General features: G+C 66.3%; 13 protein-coding genes. 12 read left to right on the plus strand and 1 reads right to left on the minus strand.

From position 1 onward, the window contains the following. Window positions 1-18: 18 nt before the first annotated feature. Window positions 19-1,875: a quinoprotein ethanol dehydrogenase gene (gene exaA, locus GJV37_RS11885; RefSeq protein ID WP_024762483.1), complete on the minus strand. Its 1,857-nt coding sequence runs from the start codon at window positions 1,873-1,875 to the stop codon at window positions 19-21. A 308-nt stretch (window positions 1,876-2,183) separates the two neighbouring features. On the opposite strand from exaA, the gene pedF reads away from it, so the two are divergent. From pedF to GJV37_RS11945, 12 genes are all read left to right on the plus strand, one after another. After that, on the plus strand, window positions 2,184-2,621 hold the full coding sequence (gene pedF, locus GJV37_RS11890; protein WP_037013308.1) for a cytochrome c-550 PedF: 438 nt from the start codon (window positions 2,184-2,186) through the stop codon (window positions 2,619-2,621). Between the two features lie 5 nt (window positions 2,622-2,626). Then, entirely contained in the window at window positions 2,627-3,508 is an 882-nt protein-coding gene (locus tag GJV37_RS11895; RefSeq protein WP_084357811.1) for a substrate-binding periplasmic protein, read from the plus strand. A 10-nt stretch (window positions 3,509-3,518) separates the two neighbouring features. After that, window positions 3,519-4,268, plus strand: a complete 750-nt coding sequence (locus tag GJV37_RS11900; protein WP_169887585.1) for a quinoprotein dehydrogenase-associated SoxYZ-like carrier — start codon at window positions 3,519-3,521, stop codon at window positions 4,266-4,268. Between the two features lie 26 nt (window positions 4,269-4,294). Then, entirely contained in the window at window positions 4,295-5,224 is a 930-nt protein-coding gene (locus tag GJV37_RS11905; RefSeq protein ID WP_193452532.1) for a quinoprotein relay system zinc metallohydrolase 1, read from the plus strand. A gap of 472 nt (window positions 5,225-5,696) precedes the next feature. After that, window positions 5,697-7,469, plus strand: a complete 1,773-nt coding sequence (locus tag GJV37_RS11910; RefSeq protein WP_193452533.1) for a methanol/ethanol family PQQ-dependent dehydrogenase — start codon at window positions 5,697-5,699, stop codon at window positions 7,467-7,469. Window positions 7,470-8,282: 813 nt separating this feature from the next. Next, window positions 8,283-9,803: an acetaldehyde dehydrogenase ExaC gene (exaC, locus tag GJV37_RS11915; protein WP_038803202.1), complete on the plus strand. Its 1,521-nt coding sequence runs from the start codon at window positions 8,283-8,285 to the stop codon at window positions 9,801-9,803. Between the two features lie 317 nt (window positions 9,804-10,120). Then, on the plus strand, window positions 10,121-10,192 hold the full coding sequence (gene pqqA / locus GJV37_RS11920; protein WP_003106462.1) for a pyrroloquinoline quinone precursor peptide PqqA: 72 nt from the start codon (window positions 10,121-10,123) through the stop codon (window positions 10,190-10,192). Between the two features lie 47 nt (window positions 10,193-10,239). Beyond that, complete coding sequence (gene pqqB, locus GJV37_RS11925; RefSeq protein WP_193452534.1) at window positions 10,240-11,154, plus strand: pyrroloquinoline quinone biosynthesis protein PqqB; 915 nt, start codon at window positions 10,240-10,242, stop codon at window positions 11,152-11,154. Window positions 11,155-11,182: 28 nt separating this feature from the next. Then, window positions 11,183-11,932 (plus strand): pyrroloquinoline-quinone synthase PqqC, encoded by a 750-nt coding sequence (pqqC, locus tag GJV37_RS11930; protein ID WP_193452535.1) that lies wholly within the window; start codon window positions 11,183-11,185, stop codon window positions 11,930-11,932. Beyond that, window positions 11,932-12,210 (plus strand): pyrroloquinoline quinone biosynthesis peptide chaperone PqqD, encoded by a 279-nt coding sequence (gene pqqD, locus GJV37_RS11935; RefSeq protein ID WP_024762490.1) that lies wholly within the window; start codon window positions 11,932-11,934, stop codon window positions 12,208-12,210. Before pqqC ends, pqqD begins: the two co-directional genes overlap by 1 nt. Further along, window positions 12,182-13,330 carry a pyrroloquinoline quinone biosynthesis protein PqqE gene (pqqE, locus tag GJV37_RS11940; RefSeq protein WP_193452536.1) on the plus strand — a complete coding sequence of 383 codons (1,149 nt, stop codon included), beginning with the start codon at window positions 12,182-12,184 and terminating at the stop codon, window positions 13,328-13,330. Before pqqD ends, pqqE begins: the two co-directional genes overlap by 29 nt. Window positions 13,331-13,332: 2 nt before the next feature. Further along, window positions 13,333-15,126 (plus strand): S9 family peptidase, encoded by a 1,794-nt coding sequence (locus GJV37_RS11945; protein ID WP_193452537.1) that lies wholly within the window; start codon window positions 13,333-13,335, stop codon window positions 15,124-15,126. Window positions 15,127-15,183 lie beyond the last annotated feature (57 nt).

Below are 15,183 nucleotides of genomic sequence, written 5' to 3' on the forward strand. Positions count from 1 at the left end.
TCGGCGCGGGCCAGTGCATCAACGGCTGGCGGTCTTGTTGTCCCAGCTGGGCAGCTTGAACACCCAGAAGGAGCCGCCCTGGGCCACCGGCTTGGTCAGCTCGGCCATGTCGCCGCCCCACAGCGGCACCGCGCCGCCATAGCCGACGGTCACACCGATGTACTGCTCGCCGTCCTGTTCCCAGGTGATGGGCGGGGAGACGATGCCGCTGCCGGTCTGGAACTGCCACAGCTCCTTGCCGGTCTTGGCATCGAAGGCCTTGAGGAAGCCCTCGCCGGTGCCGGTGAACACCAGGTTGCCGGCGGTGGCCAGCACACCGGCCCAGAGCGGCAGGTGGTCCTTGTATTCCCATTCCACCTTGCCGGTGGTGGGGTTCATCGCGCGCAGCGTGCCGACGTGGTCGTCATACATGCGCTTGATGCGGAAGCCCATGCCCAGGTAGGCGCTGCCCTTGGCGTAGTTCACTTCCTCGGTCCAGTAGTCCTCCTTCCAGTGGTTGGCCGGGACGTAGAACAGGCCGGTGTCCTGGCTGTAGGCCATGGGGTTCCAGTTCTTGCCGCCGAGGAACGGCGGCGAGACTTCCACAGCCTTGCCGTGCTTCTGCCCAGGCTCCGGCAGCGGCGGGCGCTGGCCTTCGTTCTCCACCGGGCGGCCGGTCTTCAGGTCGATGTGGCTGGCCCAGGTGATGTTGTCGACGAAGGGGAAGGCGTTCTGCAGCTTGCCGTTGGTCCGGTCGACCACATAGAAGAAGCCGTTGCGGTCGGCGTGGGCGGTGGCCTTGACGATCTTGCCGTCCTGGGCCTTGTAGTCGAACAGCACCAGTTCGTTGTTGCCGGAGAAGTCCCAGGCGTCGTTGGGCGTGTGCTGGTAGAACCATTTCACCTCGCCGGTGCTCGGGTCGACACCGACCTGGCCGGAGGTGTAGAGGCTGTCGTAATCGTGCGGGTTGCCGCCCTTGGCGGTGCGCGCCCAGGTATTCCACGGGCCGGGGTTGCCGGCGCCGACGATGATGGTGTTGGTCTCGGCGTCGAAACTCGCGCTCTGCCACGGGGCGCCGCCGCCATGGCTCCAGGCTTCCACCTTGCCGGTGGGGGAGTTCTTGTCCTCCGGCCAGGAGGGTGCCTTCACGTCGCCCGTGGGAGTGCTGTCCTTGCCATTGAGGCGGCCCATGTGGCCCTCGACGAAGGGCCGCATCCACACCTCTTCGCCGGTGTCCGGGTCGCGGGCGAACAGGCGGCCTACCACGCCGAACTCGTCGCCCGAGCTGCCGTGGATCAGCAGCACCTTGCCGGTCTTGCCGTCCTTCACGATGGTCGGCGCGCCGGTCATGGTGTAGCCGGCGCCGTGGTCGCCGAACTTCTTCTTCCAGACCACCTTGCCGGTCTTCTTGTTCAGCGCCACGACCGAGGCGTCGAGGGTGCCGAAGTAGATCTTGTCGCCATAGATGGCAGCGCCGCGGTTGACCACGTCGCAGCACGGGCGGATGTCGTCGGGCAGGCGGTGGTTGTAGGTCCACAGGCGCTTGCCGGTCTTCGCGTCGAGGGCGAACAGCCGCGAGTAGGAGGCGGTCACGTAGACCACGCCGTCGCTGACGATGGCCTGGGACTCCTGGCCGCGCTGCTTCTCGTCGCCGAAGGAGTAGGACCAGGCCGGGGTCAGCTTGAACACGTTGTCGGCATTGACCTGCTTGAGCGGGCTCCAGCGCTGGGCATTGGTGCCCATGCCGTACTGCAGCACGTCGCCGGTGGTCTTGTGGTCGTTGGCGATGTCGTCCCAGGTCACATCCTTGGCCAGGGCGGAACCGCCGGCGGTGAGGGCGATGGCGCAGGCGAGGCTGCTGAGGACGAGGTGCAGGGGGGCTGTTGTTGTTCTCATGGTGGGTTTCCCGTGATGGATGGCGGCAGGCCGCTGCACGTGCCGCGGCGAATCCATGGTGGGAGGAGGGCGTGGTGGCGGGGAACGGAAAAGCTCCCGGCGATGCCGGGACTATTTCCCGGTCCGGGCATGACTTGGGCTTGCTGCCAAAGCGCCGGCAGTGGCCGACCGGCGTTCTAGTACGAAGGGAGTAGACGGGAGCATCCAAAGCAGGATTCGGCCGTCGGTCGCGCGTTCTTACCATCGTCGTCACTGGCGTCTTTCCGGGCGCTGTGCCTTGCCAAGCATCTCGATGAGAGGATGAAGTGATGAACAACAAGAACGTGCTGTGCGGCCTGCTGTTGCTGGCCGGCCTGGGTGTCTCGGGCCTGGCCCTGTCCCACGGCAATGTGACGCCCCAGGCAGTGGATACCACGGGGCTGGAACCATTGGGCAAGGAATGGCGCGACACCAACCCCTACCGCGAGCCCTACGCCAACCACGCCAAGGCGGTGGAGATCGGCGCCTCGGCCTACAACCAGAACTGCGCGCGCTGCCATGGCCTGGAGGCCAAGTCCGGCGGCATCGCCCCCGACCTGCGCATGCTCGACGTGGGCGCCGAGGGTGACGAGTGGTTCAAGGAGCGGGTGATCAACGGCGCGGTACGCGACGGTGCGGTGTACATGCCGAAGATGGCCGACTTCATCAGCCAGGAAGGCCTCTGGGCAATCCGTACCTACCTGGACAGCGTGCACGTGGACGAGTGATTACCATGCGCCTGTTCGCCTGGTTGTTCGGCCTCTGCCTGCTGTTTGGGCAAGCGCAGGCTGGGGTACGCCCCTATGAGGACATGGTCGCCAGCGGCGTGCTGCGGGTGGCGGTGTACGAGAACTTCCCGCCCTACAGCTTCATGCAGGACGGGCAGCCGCGCGGGGTCGATATCGATCTCGCGCAGCACCTGGCCAGCGGCCTGGGCATGCGCGCGGAGTTCCTCTGGGTAACCCCCGGCGAACGCCTGGACGACGACCTGCGCAACTTCATCTGGAAAGGCCACTACCTGCGCCCCGGCGTGGTTGCCGACGTGATGCTGCGCGTGCCCTACGACCGCCAGTACGCCAACCGGCGCAACGATGTCGGCGAGTTCGCCAACGAGCAGGTGGTGATGTTCGGCCCCTACCAGCGAGAGCGCTGGCAGGTGGTCAGCGATGACCGTCGGCTGGCGGAAGTGGACACCATCGCGGCGTTCCGCGAACACCCCATCGGCGTCGAACTGGACAGCGTGCCGTCGTTCTACCTGACCTCGGTGCTGGGCGGCCAGCTCAGCCGCATGACCATCCACTTCCCCAGCACCCAGGCGGCCTTCGACGGCATGCGCGCGGGCAAGGTGGACGCGGTGATGGCCCTGCGTGGCGAGTTGGACTGGATGCGCGGGCAAGCCGCCGACGAGCACCTGAAGAACGCCGAGAACACCTACCCCAACCTCGGCCAGCCCGAGTGGGACATCGGCATGGCGGTGCATGAAAGCAATCGCCAGCTCTCCAATGCCCTGGACGGCGAACTGGAGGAACTGGTGCGCAGCGGCGAGATGGAGAAGCTCTATGCGGCCTACGGCGTGCGTTACGAGCTGCCGGGGCTCTACCAGGACGTGCAATGAGGGAGACATGATGCGCAGGCGCCAGATGTTGCTCGGGCTGTGCGGCTTGCCGCTGCTGGCCGCGGCGGTGGAGGGCGATCCGATGCCCTCGGTGATGTGGGAGTACCACCACAAGCGCCTGCTCAATGGTGAGCCCTACGTCTTCGACGAGCGGGTCAGGCTGGGTGTGCCGCCGTTCGCCGAGGACTCTCGCCAGGTCCCGGTGGAGGTCGACGCCCGCGCCTTGCCGGGGCGCTTCGACCGACTGCTGCTATGGGCCGAGCTGAACCCGATTCCCCATGTGCTGACGCTTTACCCCGGCGTGCACCTGGAGCCGCTGCTGGCGGTGCGCATCCGTATCGAACAGGCCACACCGATCCGTGCTGCGCTGCGGGACGAGCAGGGAGTCTGGCATGTCGGCTCGGCGTGGATCGATGCGGCCGGTGGCGGCTGCACAGCGCCCAGCGTGGTACGTGCGCAACCGGGCTGGGAGGACCGGCTCGGCCAGGTCCATGGCGAGTCCTACCCCAAAGGAGAGTACAGCCGCGTGCGCCTGTCGGTCTCGCACCCGATGGACAACGGCCTGATCGGCGGCATCCCCGAGTTCTACCTCGACCACGCCGAATTGCGTGGGCCGGAAGGCGAGGTCTTCGCCCGTCTGGACCTGTTCCCCGCGGTCAGCGAGAACCCGACCTTCACCTTCGAAGTGCGTGGCCACCCGCATACCGAGCTCTGGCTGCACGACAACAACGGCAACGAATTCCAGGCCGCTCTGCGCTGACGCCGCACTGCGCCAACGAGGTGCCCATGCGTTTCCTCCTGATCGCCCTCGCGTGCCTGTGCCTGCCGGCACTGGCCGACCTGCAGTACCACCTTCAGCCCCGGCAGATCGCCGAGGGCACCTGGGTGGTGGAAGGCAGCACCGACAACTTTGCCAAGGACAACGGTGGCGCCATCGTCAACGTCGCCTTCATCGATACCGGCGACGGCGTGCTGGTGATCGACAGCGGTCCGTCAAAGCGCTACGGCGAAACCCTGCGTGCGCTGATCCAGCAGACCACCGGCAAGCCGGTGAAACGCGTGCTGCTGACCCACCATCACCCTGACCACGTGCTGGGCAACCAGGCCTTCACTGATGTGCCCATCGGCGCGCTGGCCGGCACCAGCAAGTTGCTGAAAGAGCAGGGCAACGCCATGGCGGAGAACATGTACCGCCTGGTCGGCGACTGGATGCGTGGCACCGAGGTCGTGTTGCCCACCGAGACGGTGGAGCCCGGTGAATGGCAGATGGGCAGCCACCGCTTCCGCCTGCTGGGCTTGCGCGGGCACACTGGCGCGGACCTGGCGATTCTCGACGAAACCACCGGCGTGCTGTTCGCCGGGGATATCGTCTTCTATCAGCGCGCACTGACCACGCCGAACAGCCCCGGCCTGGATGTGTGGCTCGGTGACCTCGATACCCTGCAGCAGCTGCCGTGGAAACAGATCGTCCCCGGCCATGGCCCCATCGCCACGGATGCGGCGCCGTTTGCGCAGATGCGCGATTACCTCGGCTGGCTCGACACTGTGATGCGTGACGGCATCGCCCAGGGCGCGGACATGAACGACCTGCTGCGCACGCCGATTCCGGACCGTTTCGCCGGCATCAGCCTGACGCGCTATGAGCTGATCCGCAGCGTCAGCCATCTTTATCCGCGCTATGAGCAGAAGGCTCTGCCGCGCGTCGATGAGCAATAGCGATTTCTGCGGAGGTTTCGGTGCGCGGACAGGCCCTCACCCCAGCCCTCTCCCGGAGGGAGAGGGGGCTGTCTGGAGCGGCTTTGCTGCTCGTCGCTCCGATCTGCTCTTCCTGTAGGAGCGAGCTTGCTCGCGAACCTTCCAGCAGGATGCATTCCTGTTTTCGCCCCTCGCGCCGAACGGCTCCCTCTCCCCCTGGGAGAGGGCTGGGGTGAGGGGCTCGGAACCCCGTTCAGACAACGCAGTGGCCGGGGAATCCGCTTCGCGAGCAAGCTCGCTCCTACAGGGGCAAGGCTCTCCCATCCAGCCCGTAAATGCCTCGAATTTCGCGGCTCGGCAGCCCGGTATTGCTACCAAGGAACTAGGAAATTCGGCACTGCGTTCAATTGTTGGCCTGCCGTGCCAAACCAAGAATCTGCGACAGACCGGGAAATTTTCCCGGGTACAACAACAATCGCAGAGGCGCACCGCCATGAGACAGCTTCAACCTTTCGCCCGCACCGTGCTGTTCACCGCCATCGGCCTGGCCAGCCTGGGCGCCCACGCCGGCGTCACCGACCAGGACATCAGTGATGCCGCCAAGCGCACCGACCAGATCGTGGTCAACGGCATCAACCAGCAGGGCCAGCGCTTCAGTCCGTTGAACACGCTGAACAGCGATAACGTGAAGGAGCTGCGGCCGGTGTGGGCGCTGTCTTTCGGCGGCGAGAAACAACGCGGCCAGCAGGCGCAGCCGCTGATCAAGGACGGCGTGATGTACGTCACCGCCTCCTACTCGCGGGTGTTCGCCGCCGATGCGCGCACCGGGCGCAAGCTCTGGCAGTACGACGCACGCCTGCCCGACGGCATCATGCCGTGCTGTGACGTGATCAACCGTGGTGTGGCCCTGTATGGCGACCTGGTGATCTTCGGCACCCTCGACGCCAAACTGGTCGCCCTGAACAAGGACACCGGCAAGGTGGTATGGAAGAAGACCGTGGCCGACTACAAGGCCGGCTACTCCATCTCCGCGGCGCCGCTGATCGCCAAGGGCAAGCTGATCACCGGCGTGGCCGGCGGCGAGTTCGGCGTGGTCGGCAAGATCGAGGCCTACAACCCCACCAACGGCGAGCTGCTGTGGAGCCGTCCGACCGTGGAAGGCCACATGGGCTACGTCTACAAGGACGGCAAGCCGGTGGAGAACGGCATCTCCGGCGGCGAAGCGGGCAAGACCTGGCCGGGCGACCTGTGGAAGACCGGCGGCGCGGCGCCGTGGCTGGGCGGCTACTACGACCCGAGCACCGACTCGCTGTTCATCGGCACCGGCAACCCGTCGCCGTGGAACTCGCACCTGCGCCCTGGCGACAACCTGTTCTCCTCCTCGCGCCTGGCGCTGAACCCGGAAGACGGCTCGATCAAGTGGCACTTCCAGACCACCCCGCACGACGGCTGGGACTTCGACGGCGTGAACGAGCTGGTGTCCTTCGACTACAAGGACGGCGGCAAGACCGTGCAGGCCGCCGCCACCGCCGACCGTAACGGCTTCTTCTATGTGCTCGACCGCACCAACGGCAAGTTCATCCGTGGCTTCCCCTTCGTCGACAAGGTGACCTGGGCCAAGGGCCTGGACGAGAACGGCCGGCCGATCTACGACGACGCCCACCGCCCGGGCGCGCCGGGCGAGGGTGGCGAGAAGGGCAGCTCGGTGTTCGTCGCGCCGTCCTTCCTCGGCGGCAAGAACTGGATGCCCATGGCCTACAGCCAGGACACCGGTCTGTTCTACGTGCCGTCCAACGAATGGGGCATGGACATGTGGAACGAGAATATCGCCTACAAGAAGGGCGCGGCCTACCTCGGCGCGGGCTTCACCATCAAGCCGCTGAACGAGAAGTACATCGGCGTGCTGCGCGCCATCGATCCGAAGACCGGCAAGCAGGTGTGGCGCTACGAGAACTACGCGCCGCTGTGGGGTGGCGTGCTGGCCACCCACGGCAACCTGGTGTTCACCGGCAACCCCGAGGGTTACCTGATGGCCTTCGACGCCAGGACCGGCAAGAAGCTCTACCAGTTCAACACCGGCTCGGGCGTGATCGCCTCGCCGATCACCTGGGAAATGGACGGCGAGCAGTACGTCACCGTCCTCTCCGGCTGGGGCGGCGCGGTGCCGCTGTGGGGCGGCGAGGTGGCCAAGCGCATCAAGGACCTGGACCAGGGCGGGATGATCTGGACCTTCAAGCTGCCGAAGGACCTGGTGGCGAAGAAATGATGTTCGCGTGATCCGAACAGGGGGCTGGCCATTGTGCCGGCCTTTTGTTTTTGACGTCGTCTGTCGACGCCGTTTGCGGGCATGGCCTGCTCCTGCACTCAAGCGCCGCAGCCGGCTCCGGTTCTGTTTTTGGCTTTGGCTCGCCAGGACTTCCAGAGAAACAGCCGCACGCTCCGATGTGCCCCTTTCAGAAGGCCTCGTTGGATTGGAGTTTCAGGGGTTGAGCGGCATGGATGCCGCGAGAGCCGCGATGGGCCAGGGATGGCCCTTCGCGGCGTGCCCCTGAAACTTCGATCCAACGAGGGAATTTTTCGCCTAAGCGAAAAACCGGATGGAGGGGCGAGACCTTTTGGTTCCTTTTGTGGCGTTTGACAAAAGGGACTCGCCCGAGGGGGCGAAACAAAGCATCTCAGCGCACGCTGAAGCGGCGCAGAAACTCCAAAGCCAAAGCGGCATAGGACATTCAGCTCCGTGCCTTGCGGTTCGCGAGCAAGCTCGCTCCTACAGGCCTGTGCATTCCCAGGCGACGTTGAAACGCCCAAGCACGAACAAGAGCATCGCGGAGAAGCTCCGCTCCTACGAGAGCTCAAGCGCCAGGGTAAGCCAGCAGGAGCACTCTGCGGGCGCGATCGCGGGCATGGCACGTTCCTGCAGAGTTACCGATGGCCTAGGGCGCAGGTCAGCCCGGCGCATCTACTACCAAATGAGTAACCCACCGCTCCCATGGGGGCATTCCGAGCCGGGAAGGGCGCTGCCTAAGATCGCTCCATGACCTGGCCGATGGAGGCCGGGACCCGACAGGAGAGCATCCCCATGATCTACGCCGCACCCGGAACCCCCGGCGCCGTCGTCACCCTCAAGCCGCGCTACGGCAACTACATCGGTGGCGAGTTCGTCGCGCCGGTGCTGGGCCAGTATTTCAGCAACACCTCGCCGGTGAACGGCGAGGTCATCGCCGAGTTCCCACGCTCCACCGCCGAAGACATCGACAAGGCGCTGGACGCCGCCCACGCCGCCGCTGGCAGCTGGGGCCGCACGTCGGTGCAGGACCGCGCGCTGATCCTACTGAAGATTGCCGACCGCATCGAACTGAACCTGGAACAACTGGCCGTCGCCGAGACCTGGGACAACGGCAAGGCCGTGCGCGAAACCCTCAACGCCGACGTACCGCTGGCCGCCGACCACTTCCGCTACTACGCCGGCTGCATCCGCGCGCAGGAAGGCGGCGCCGCCGAGATCAACGAGAACACCGTCGCCTACCACATCCACGAACCACTGGGCGTGGTCGGGCAGATCATCCCGTGGAACTTCCCGTTGCTGATGGCTGCCTGGAAACTCGCGCCGGCCCTGGCCGCCGGCAACTGCGTGGTGATCAAGCCGGCCGAGCAGACGCCGCTGTCGATCATGCTGCTGGCCGAGATCATCGGCGACCTGCTGCCGCCGGGCGTGCTGAACATCGTCCAGGGCTTCGGCAAGGAAGCCGGCCAGGCGCTGGCCACCAGCAAGCGCATCGCCAAGATCGCCTTCACCGGCTCGACCCCGGTCGGCTCGCACATCCTCCACTGCGCGGCGGAGAACATCATCCCGTCCACCGTGGAACTGGGCGGCAAGAGCCCGAACATCTTCTTCGAGGACATCATGAACGCCGAGCCGGCGTTCATCGAGAAGGCCGCCGAGGGCCTGGTGCTGGCGTTCTTCAACCAGGGCGAGGTCTGCACCTGCCCGTCACGGGCGCTGGTGCAGGAGTCGATCTTCGAGCCGTTCATGGCCGAGGTGCTGAAGAAGATCAAGGCAATCAAGCGCGGTAACCCGCTGGACACCGACACCATGGTCGGCGCCCAGGCTTCGCAGCAACAGTACGAGAAGATCCTCTCCTACCTCGACATCGCCCAAAGCGAAGGCGCCGAGCTGCTCACCGGCGGCTCCAGCGAGCGCCTGGAGGGCGACCTGGCCAGCGGTTACTACATCCAGCCGACCCTGCTCAAGGGGCACAACGGCATGCGCGTGTTCCAGGAGGAGATCTTCGGCCCGGTGGTGGGCGTGACCACCTTCAAGGACGAGGCGGAAGCCCTGGCGATCGCCAACGATACCGAGTTCGGCCTCGGCGCCGGCGTCTGGACCCGCGACATCAACCGCGCCTGGCGCATGGGGCGTGGCATCCAGTCCGGCCGCGTGTGGACCAACTGCTACCACCTGTACCCGGCCCACGCCGCATTCGGCGGCTACAAGAAGTCCGGCGTCGGCCGCGAAACCCACAAGATGATGCTAGACCACTACCAGCAGACCAAGAACCTGCTGGTGAGCTACGACATCAATCCGCTGGGCTTCTTCTAACCCTTGCAATAACCCGGCGGACCTTCCCCCATCAGGTCCGCCGGCCCTTTGCGCTGTACCCCGCCTGGCACTCCACCGGGCATCCCTTGTGTCGACGCGCCCGATCGGGCGGCCGTCCGCTTCCGTACCCATTCCACGGGTGACGGCCTTCGTCGAACGCGGCTCCGGCCGCGTTTTCTTTTTTTCTCTGGCCGCGGCCCGCTACCAAATCAGGGGGGAATCTCCTTCGAAAGTATCATTCGGGGAGCCTGACCCTGGTGTTTTACTCGACCTTGCCGGTTCTTCCGGTGCCTTCCAACAAGAAAGAGGACAGACCCATGTGGACCAAGCCTAGCTTCACCGACCTGCGCCTTGGCTTCGAAGTGACCCTGTACTTCGCCAACCGCTGATCCACTGCGCCCCGGTCCGCCGGGGCCCCTGCCCACGGGGCACTGTCATGCACATCCGAATTCTCGGGTCGGCCGCCGGTGGCGGCTTTCCCCAGTGGAACTGCAATTGCCGCAACTGTCGCGGTGTACGCGACGGCAGCGTGATCGCGCAACCACGCACGCAATCCTCCATCGCGCTATCCGACGACGGCGAGAGCTGGATTCTCTGCAACGCATCCCCCGACATCCGCGCCCAGCTGGCGTCCTTCCCGGCCCTGCAGCCGGCGCGGCGCCTGCGCGATTCGGCGATTGCCGCCATCGTCCTGCTGGACAGCCAGATCGACCACACCACCGGCCTGCTCAGCCTGCGCGAAGGCTGCCCGCACGAGGTGTGGTGTACGGAGATGGTCCACCAGGACCTGTCCACCGGCTTCCCGCTGTTCCCCATGCTGTCGCACTGGAACGGCGGGCTGAAGCACAACCTCATCGAGCTGGATGCCGAGCCCTTCGTCATCCCGGCCTGCCCGGGCCTGCGCATCACCGCCATCGCCCTGCGCAGCAGCGCACCGCCGTACTCGCCGCACCGGGGCAACCCGCATCCGGGCGACAACATCGGCCTGTTCGTCGAAGACACCGCTACCGGCGGCAAGCTGTTCTACGCGCCCGGTCTGGGCCAGGTGGACGACGGCTTGCTGGCCTGGATGCGCCGTGCCGACTGCCTGCTGGTGGACGGCACGCTCTGGCGCGACGACGAAATGCGCGTCTGCGAGGTGGGCGACAAGCTCGGCAGCGAGATGGGCCACCTGGCCCAGAGCGGCCCCGGCGGCATAATAGAGGTGCTCGACGGCATCGACGGGCCGCGCAAGGTGCTCATCCATATCAACAACACCAATCCCATCCTCGACATCGCCTCGCCCGAACGCGCCGAACTGGACGCGCGCGGCATCGAGGTGGCATTCGACGGGATGGGGATTTTCCTTTGATGGCTCTTTTTCCAGAAGGAACCTCGCGATGACCCGCGAAGCCATGAGCCCCGCCGAATTCGAGCTGGCACTGCGCGCCAGGGGCGCCTGCTACCACATCTTCCACCCGTACCACGTGGCCATGTACGAAGGCCGCGCGACCCGTGAGCAGATCCAGGGCTGGGTGGCGAACCGCTTCTACTACCAGGTGAACATCCCGCTCAAGGATGCGGCGATCCTCGCCAACTGCCCGGACCGCGACGTACGCCGCGAATGGCTGCAGCGCATCCTCGACCACGACGGCGCGCCCGGCGAAGAGGGTGGCATCGAGGCCTGGCTGCGCCTGGCCGAATCCGTGGGGCTGGACCGCCAGCAGGTGCTGTCCCAGGAACTGGTGCTGCCCGGCGTGCGCTTCGCCGTGGACGCCTACGTCAACTTCGCCCGCCGCGCCAGCTGGCAGGAAGCGGCCAGCAGTTCGCTGACCGAACTGTTCGCCCCGCAGATCCACCAGTCGCGCCTGGACAGCTGGCCGCAGCACTACCCGTGGATCGATGCCTGCGGCTACGACTACTTCCGCAAGCGCCTGTCGCAGGCGCGCCGCGACGTCGAGCACGGCCTGCGCATCACCCTGGAGCACTACCGGACCCGCGAGGCCCAGGAGCGCATGCTGGAAATCCTGCAATTCAAGCTCGATGTGCTCTGGAGCATGCTCGACGCCATGAGCATGGCCTATGAACTGCAGCGCCCGCCGTACCACACGGTAACGGCCGAGCGCGTATGGCACAGGGGGTTGCTGTGATGAGTCTGCCTTCGCTGGACAGCATCCCGGCGCTGCGCCGGGGTTTCCGCCTGCAGTTCGAGCCGGCCCAGGGTTGCCACGTGCTGCTCTATCCTGAAGGGATGGTGAAGCTCAACGACAGCGCCGGGGCGATTCTCGGTCGGGTCGACGGGCAGGCCGACGTCGCTGGCATCATCGATGGTCTGCGTGCCGATTTCCCCGGCGTGCCGGGCATCGACGAAGACATCCTGGCATTCCTCGAGGTGGCCCATGCGCAATTCTGGATCGAACTGCGCTGAGGCGCCGGTAGGCCCGCCGCTCTGGCTGCTGGCCGAGCTGACCTACCGTTGCCCGCTGCAGTGCCCGTACTGTTCCAACCCGCTGGACTTCGCCAGGGGCGGCGAAGAGCTGTCCACCGAACAATGGATCGAGGTATTCCGCCAGGCCCGCGAGATGGGCGCGGCGCAGCTGGGCTTCTCCGGCGGTGAACCGCTGGTGCGCCAGGACCTCGCCGAGCTGATCGCCGCTGCGCGTGGGCTGGGTTTCTACACCAACCTGATCACCTCCGGCATCGGCCTCAACGAGAAGCGCCTGAAGGAGTTCGCCGACGCCGGGCTCGACCATATCCAGATCAGCTTCCAGGCCGCCGACGAGGAGGTGAACAACCTGCTCGCCGGCTCGCGCAAGGCGTTCGCCCAGAAGCTCGCCATGGCCCGCGCGGTAAAGGCCCACGGCTACCCGATGGTGCTGAACTTCGTCACCCACCGGCACAACATCGACAGCATCGACCGCATCATCGAGCTGTGCATCGAGCTGGAGGCGGACTTCGTCGAGCTCGCCACCTGCCAGTTCTACGGCTGGGCCGAGCTGAACCGCGCCGGCCTGCTGCCGACCCGCGAACAGCTGCAGCGGGCCGAACGCGTCACCGCCGAATACCGCGAGCGCCTGGCCGCCGCCGGCAACCCGTGCAAGCTGATCTTCGTGGTGCCGGACTACTACGAGGAGCGCCCCAAGGCCTGCATGGGCGGCTGGGGCAGCGTGTTCCTCGACGTCACTCCGGACGGCACCGCGCTGCCGTGCCACAGCGCGCGACAACTGCCGGTCAAGTTCCCCAACGTGCGCGAGCACAGCCTGCAGCACATCTGGTACGAGTCATTCGGCTTCAACCGCTTCCGCGGTGATGCGTGGATGCCCGAGCCGTGCCGGTCCTGCGACGAGAAGGAACGCGACTTCGGTGGCTGCCGCTGCCAGGCCTTCCTGCTTACCGGCGATGCCGAAGCCACCGATCCGGTGTGCGCCAAGTCTGCCCGCCACGGGATCATCCTCGATGCCCGCCGCGAGGCGGAAACCGCCGCCATGCCACTCAGCGCGCTGACCCTGCGCAACGAGCGGGCCTCGCAGCTGATCTGCAAGGCCTGAGGATGCACGACAGCGACTGGAGCGCCGAGCGCGCGGTAGCCGCCGCGGGGGACTTTGCCGAGCTGCACGTGGCCCACGGCGGATTGCTGTGGGCCGCGTTCGACCCTGTCAGTGCGCGTTGCCGACTGTTCCTGCGCCGCGAAGGACAGAGCCGCGAACTGACGCCACCGGGCGCTTCGGTACGCAGTCGCGTCTACGAGTACGGCGGCGGCTCCTGCTGCCCAACTGCCGACGGCGTAGCCTGGGTGGAGGAGGGCGACCAGCAGGTGTATTGGTTGCGCCTGGGCGGCCCGCCAAGGCCGATTACCCACCGCGAAGATTGCCGCTACGGCGACCTCCACTTCGTTCCAGCATGGAATGCACTCCTGGCGGTGGAAGAGGAGAACGGTAGCGCCGGGGTGAGCCATCGTATTGTTCGTCTCGACGCCGATGGCCGGCGCCGGGTGATGGCCTTCGGCGCGGACTTCTACGCATCGCCGGTGGCGGAGCGCAATGGCGAGCGTATCGCCTGGGTGGAGTGGGATCGCCCGCACCAGCCCTGGACGCGCACCCGCCTGTGCGAGTCCTTCGCCGGCGAAGAGCGCTGCCTGGCCGGGCAGGCCCGCCACGAGTCCATCCAGCAGCCGCGCTTTGCCGAGGATGGGCGCCTGCACTGGCTGAGCGACTGTGCCGGCTACTGGCAGCCGTACCACGAGGTACTGGGTGCCTTGCCGTGCGCCGCCGCCGATCACGCCGGCGCGCCCTGGCAACTGGGCGGGCACACCTTCCTGCCGTTGTCGCGTGGGCAACTGCTGGCGACGCGCTACGAAGAAGGACGCGGCGTGCTGGTGCTTTACGACGGACGCGGTGGCGAGCGCCGGCTCGCGCCGGAGTACAGCCGTTTTCGCGCGCTGGCGGCGGATGAGCTCCACTTCTATTGCATCGCCGCCGCACCGGATCGCTTGCCGACGCTGCTGGCCATCCGCCGGGTGGATGGCTCCACCCAGGTGTTATCCGGTGGTGAGAAGCCGCTACCCGAGGCAGAGCTGTCCCGTGGCGAGGCCTTCCATTACCCGGTGGGCGAAGACGAATGTGGTCACGGTTTCTTCTATCCAGCCCACGGCAACCCGGAAACGCCTCCGCTGGTGGTCTTCTTGCATGGCGGGCCGACCTCGGCCAGCTACCCGGTGTTCGACGGGCGCATCCAGTTCTGGACACGCCGCGGCTTTGCCGTCGCGGATATCAACTATCGCGGCAGCAGCGGCTACGGCCGTGCCTATCGCGAACGCCTGCACCTGGGCTGGGGCCGGGTGGAAGTGGAAGACATTGGCGCAGCATTGGATTACCTCGGCAACGCCGGGCGCATCGATCGCCAGCGTGTCTTCGTGCGTGGCGCCAGTGCCGGCGGCTATAGCGCACTGATGGCGCTGGCGCGGCTGGAGGGACTGCGCGGGGGCGCCAGCCTGTATGGCGTCAGCGATCCGCAGGCACTGGCGCGGGTGACCCACAAGTTCGAGGCGGACTACCTGGACTGGCTGATCGGCGATCCGCAGCAGGACGCCGGGCGTTACCGCGAGCGCACCCCGGTGCTGCTGGCCGGGCAGATCAAGGCACCGGTGATCTTCTTCCAGGGTGAACTGGACGCGGTGGTGGTGCCGGCGCAGACCGATGCCATGGTCGAGTCGCTGCGTCGGCGCGGCCTGCCGGTGGCGGTGCACCGCTATGCCGGAGAACGTCATGGGTTCCGCCAGGCCGCCAACCTCGCCCACGCGCTGGAGGCCGAGTGGCGCTTTTACCAGGCGCTACTGGACGTCTGAATCGTCTGCCAAGGTCGCATTGCAATACCTGACGGATACAGTAGGCTGCCGGAAATA

Origin of the sequence: Pseudomonas nitroreducens (assembly GCF_010994165.1) — a bacterium.
Classification (GTDB): Bacteria; Pseudomonadota; Gammaproteobacteria; order Pseudomonadales; family Pseudomonadaceae; genus Pseudomonas; species Pseudomonas nitroreducens.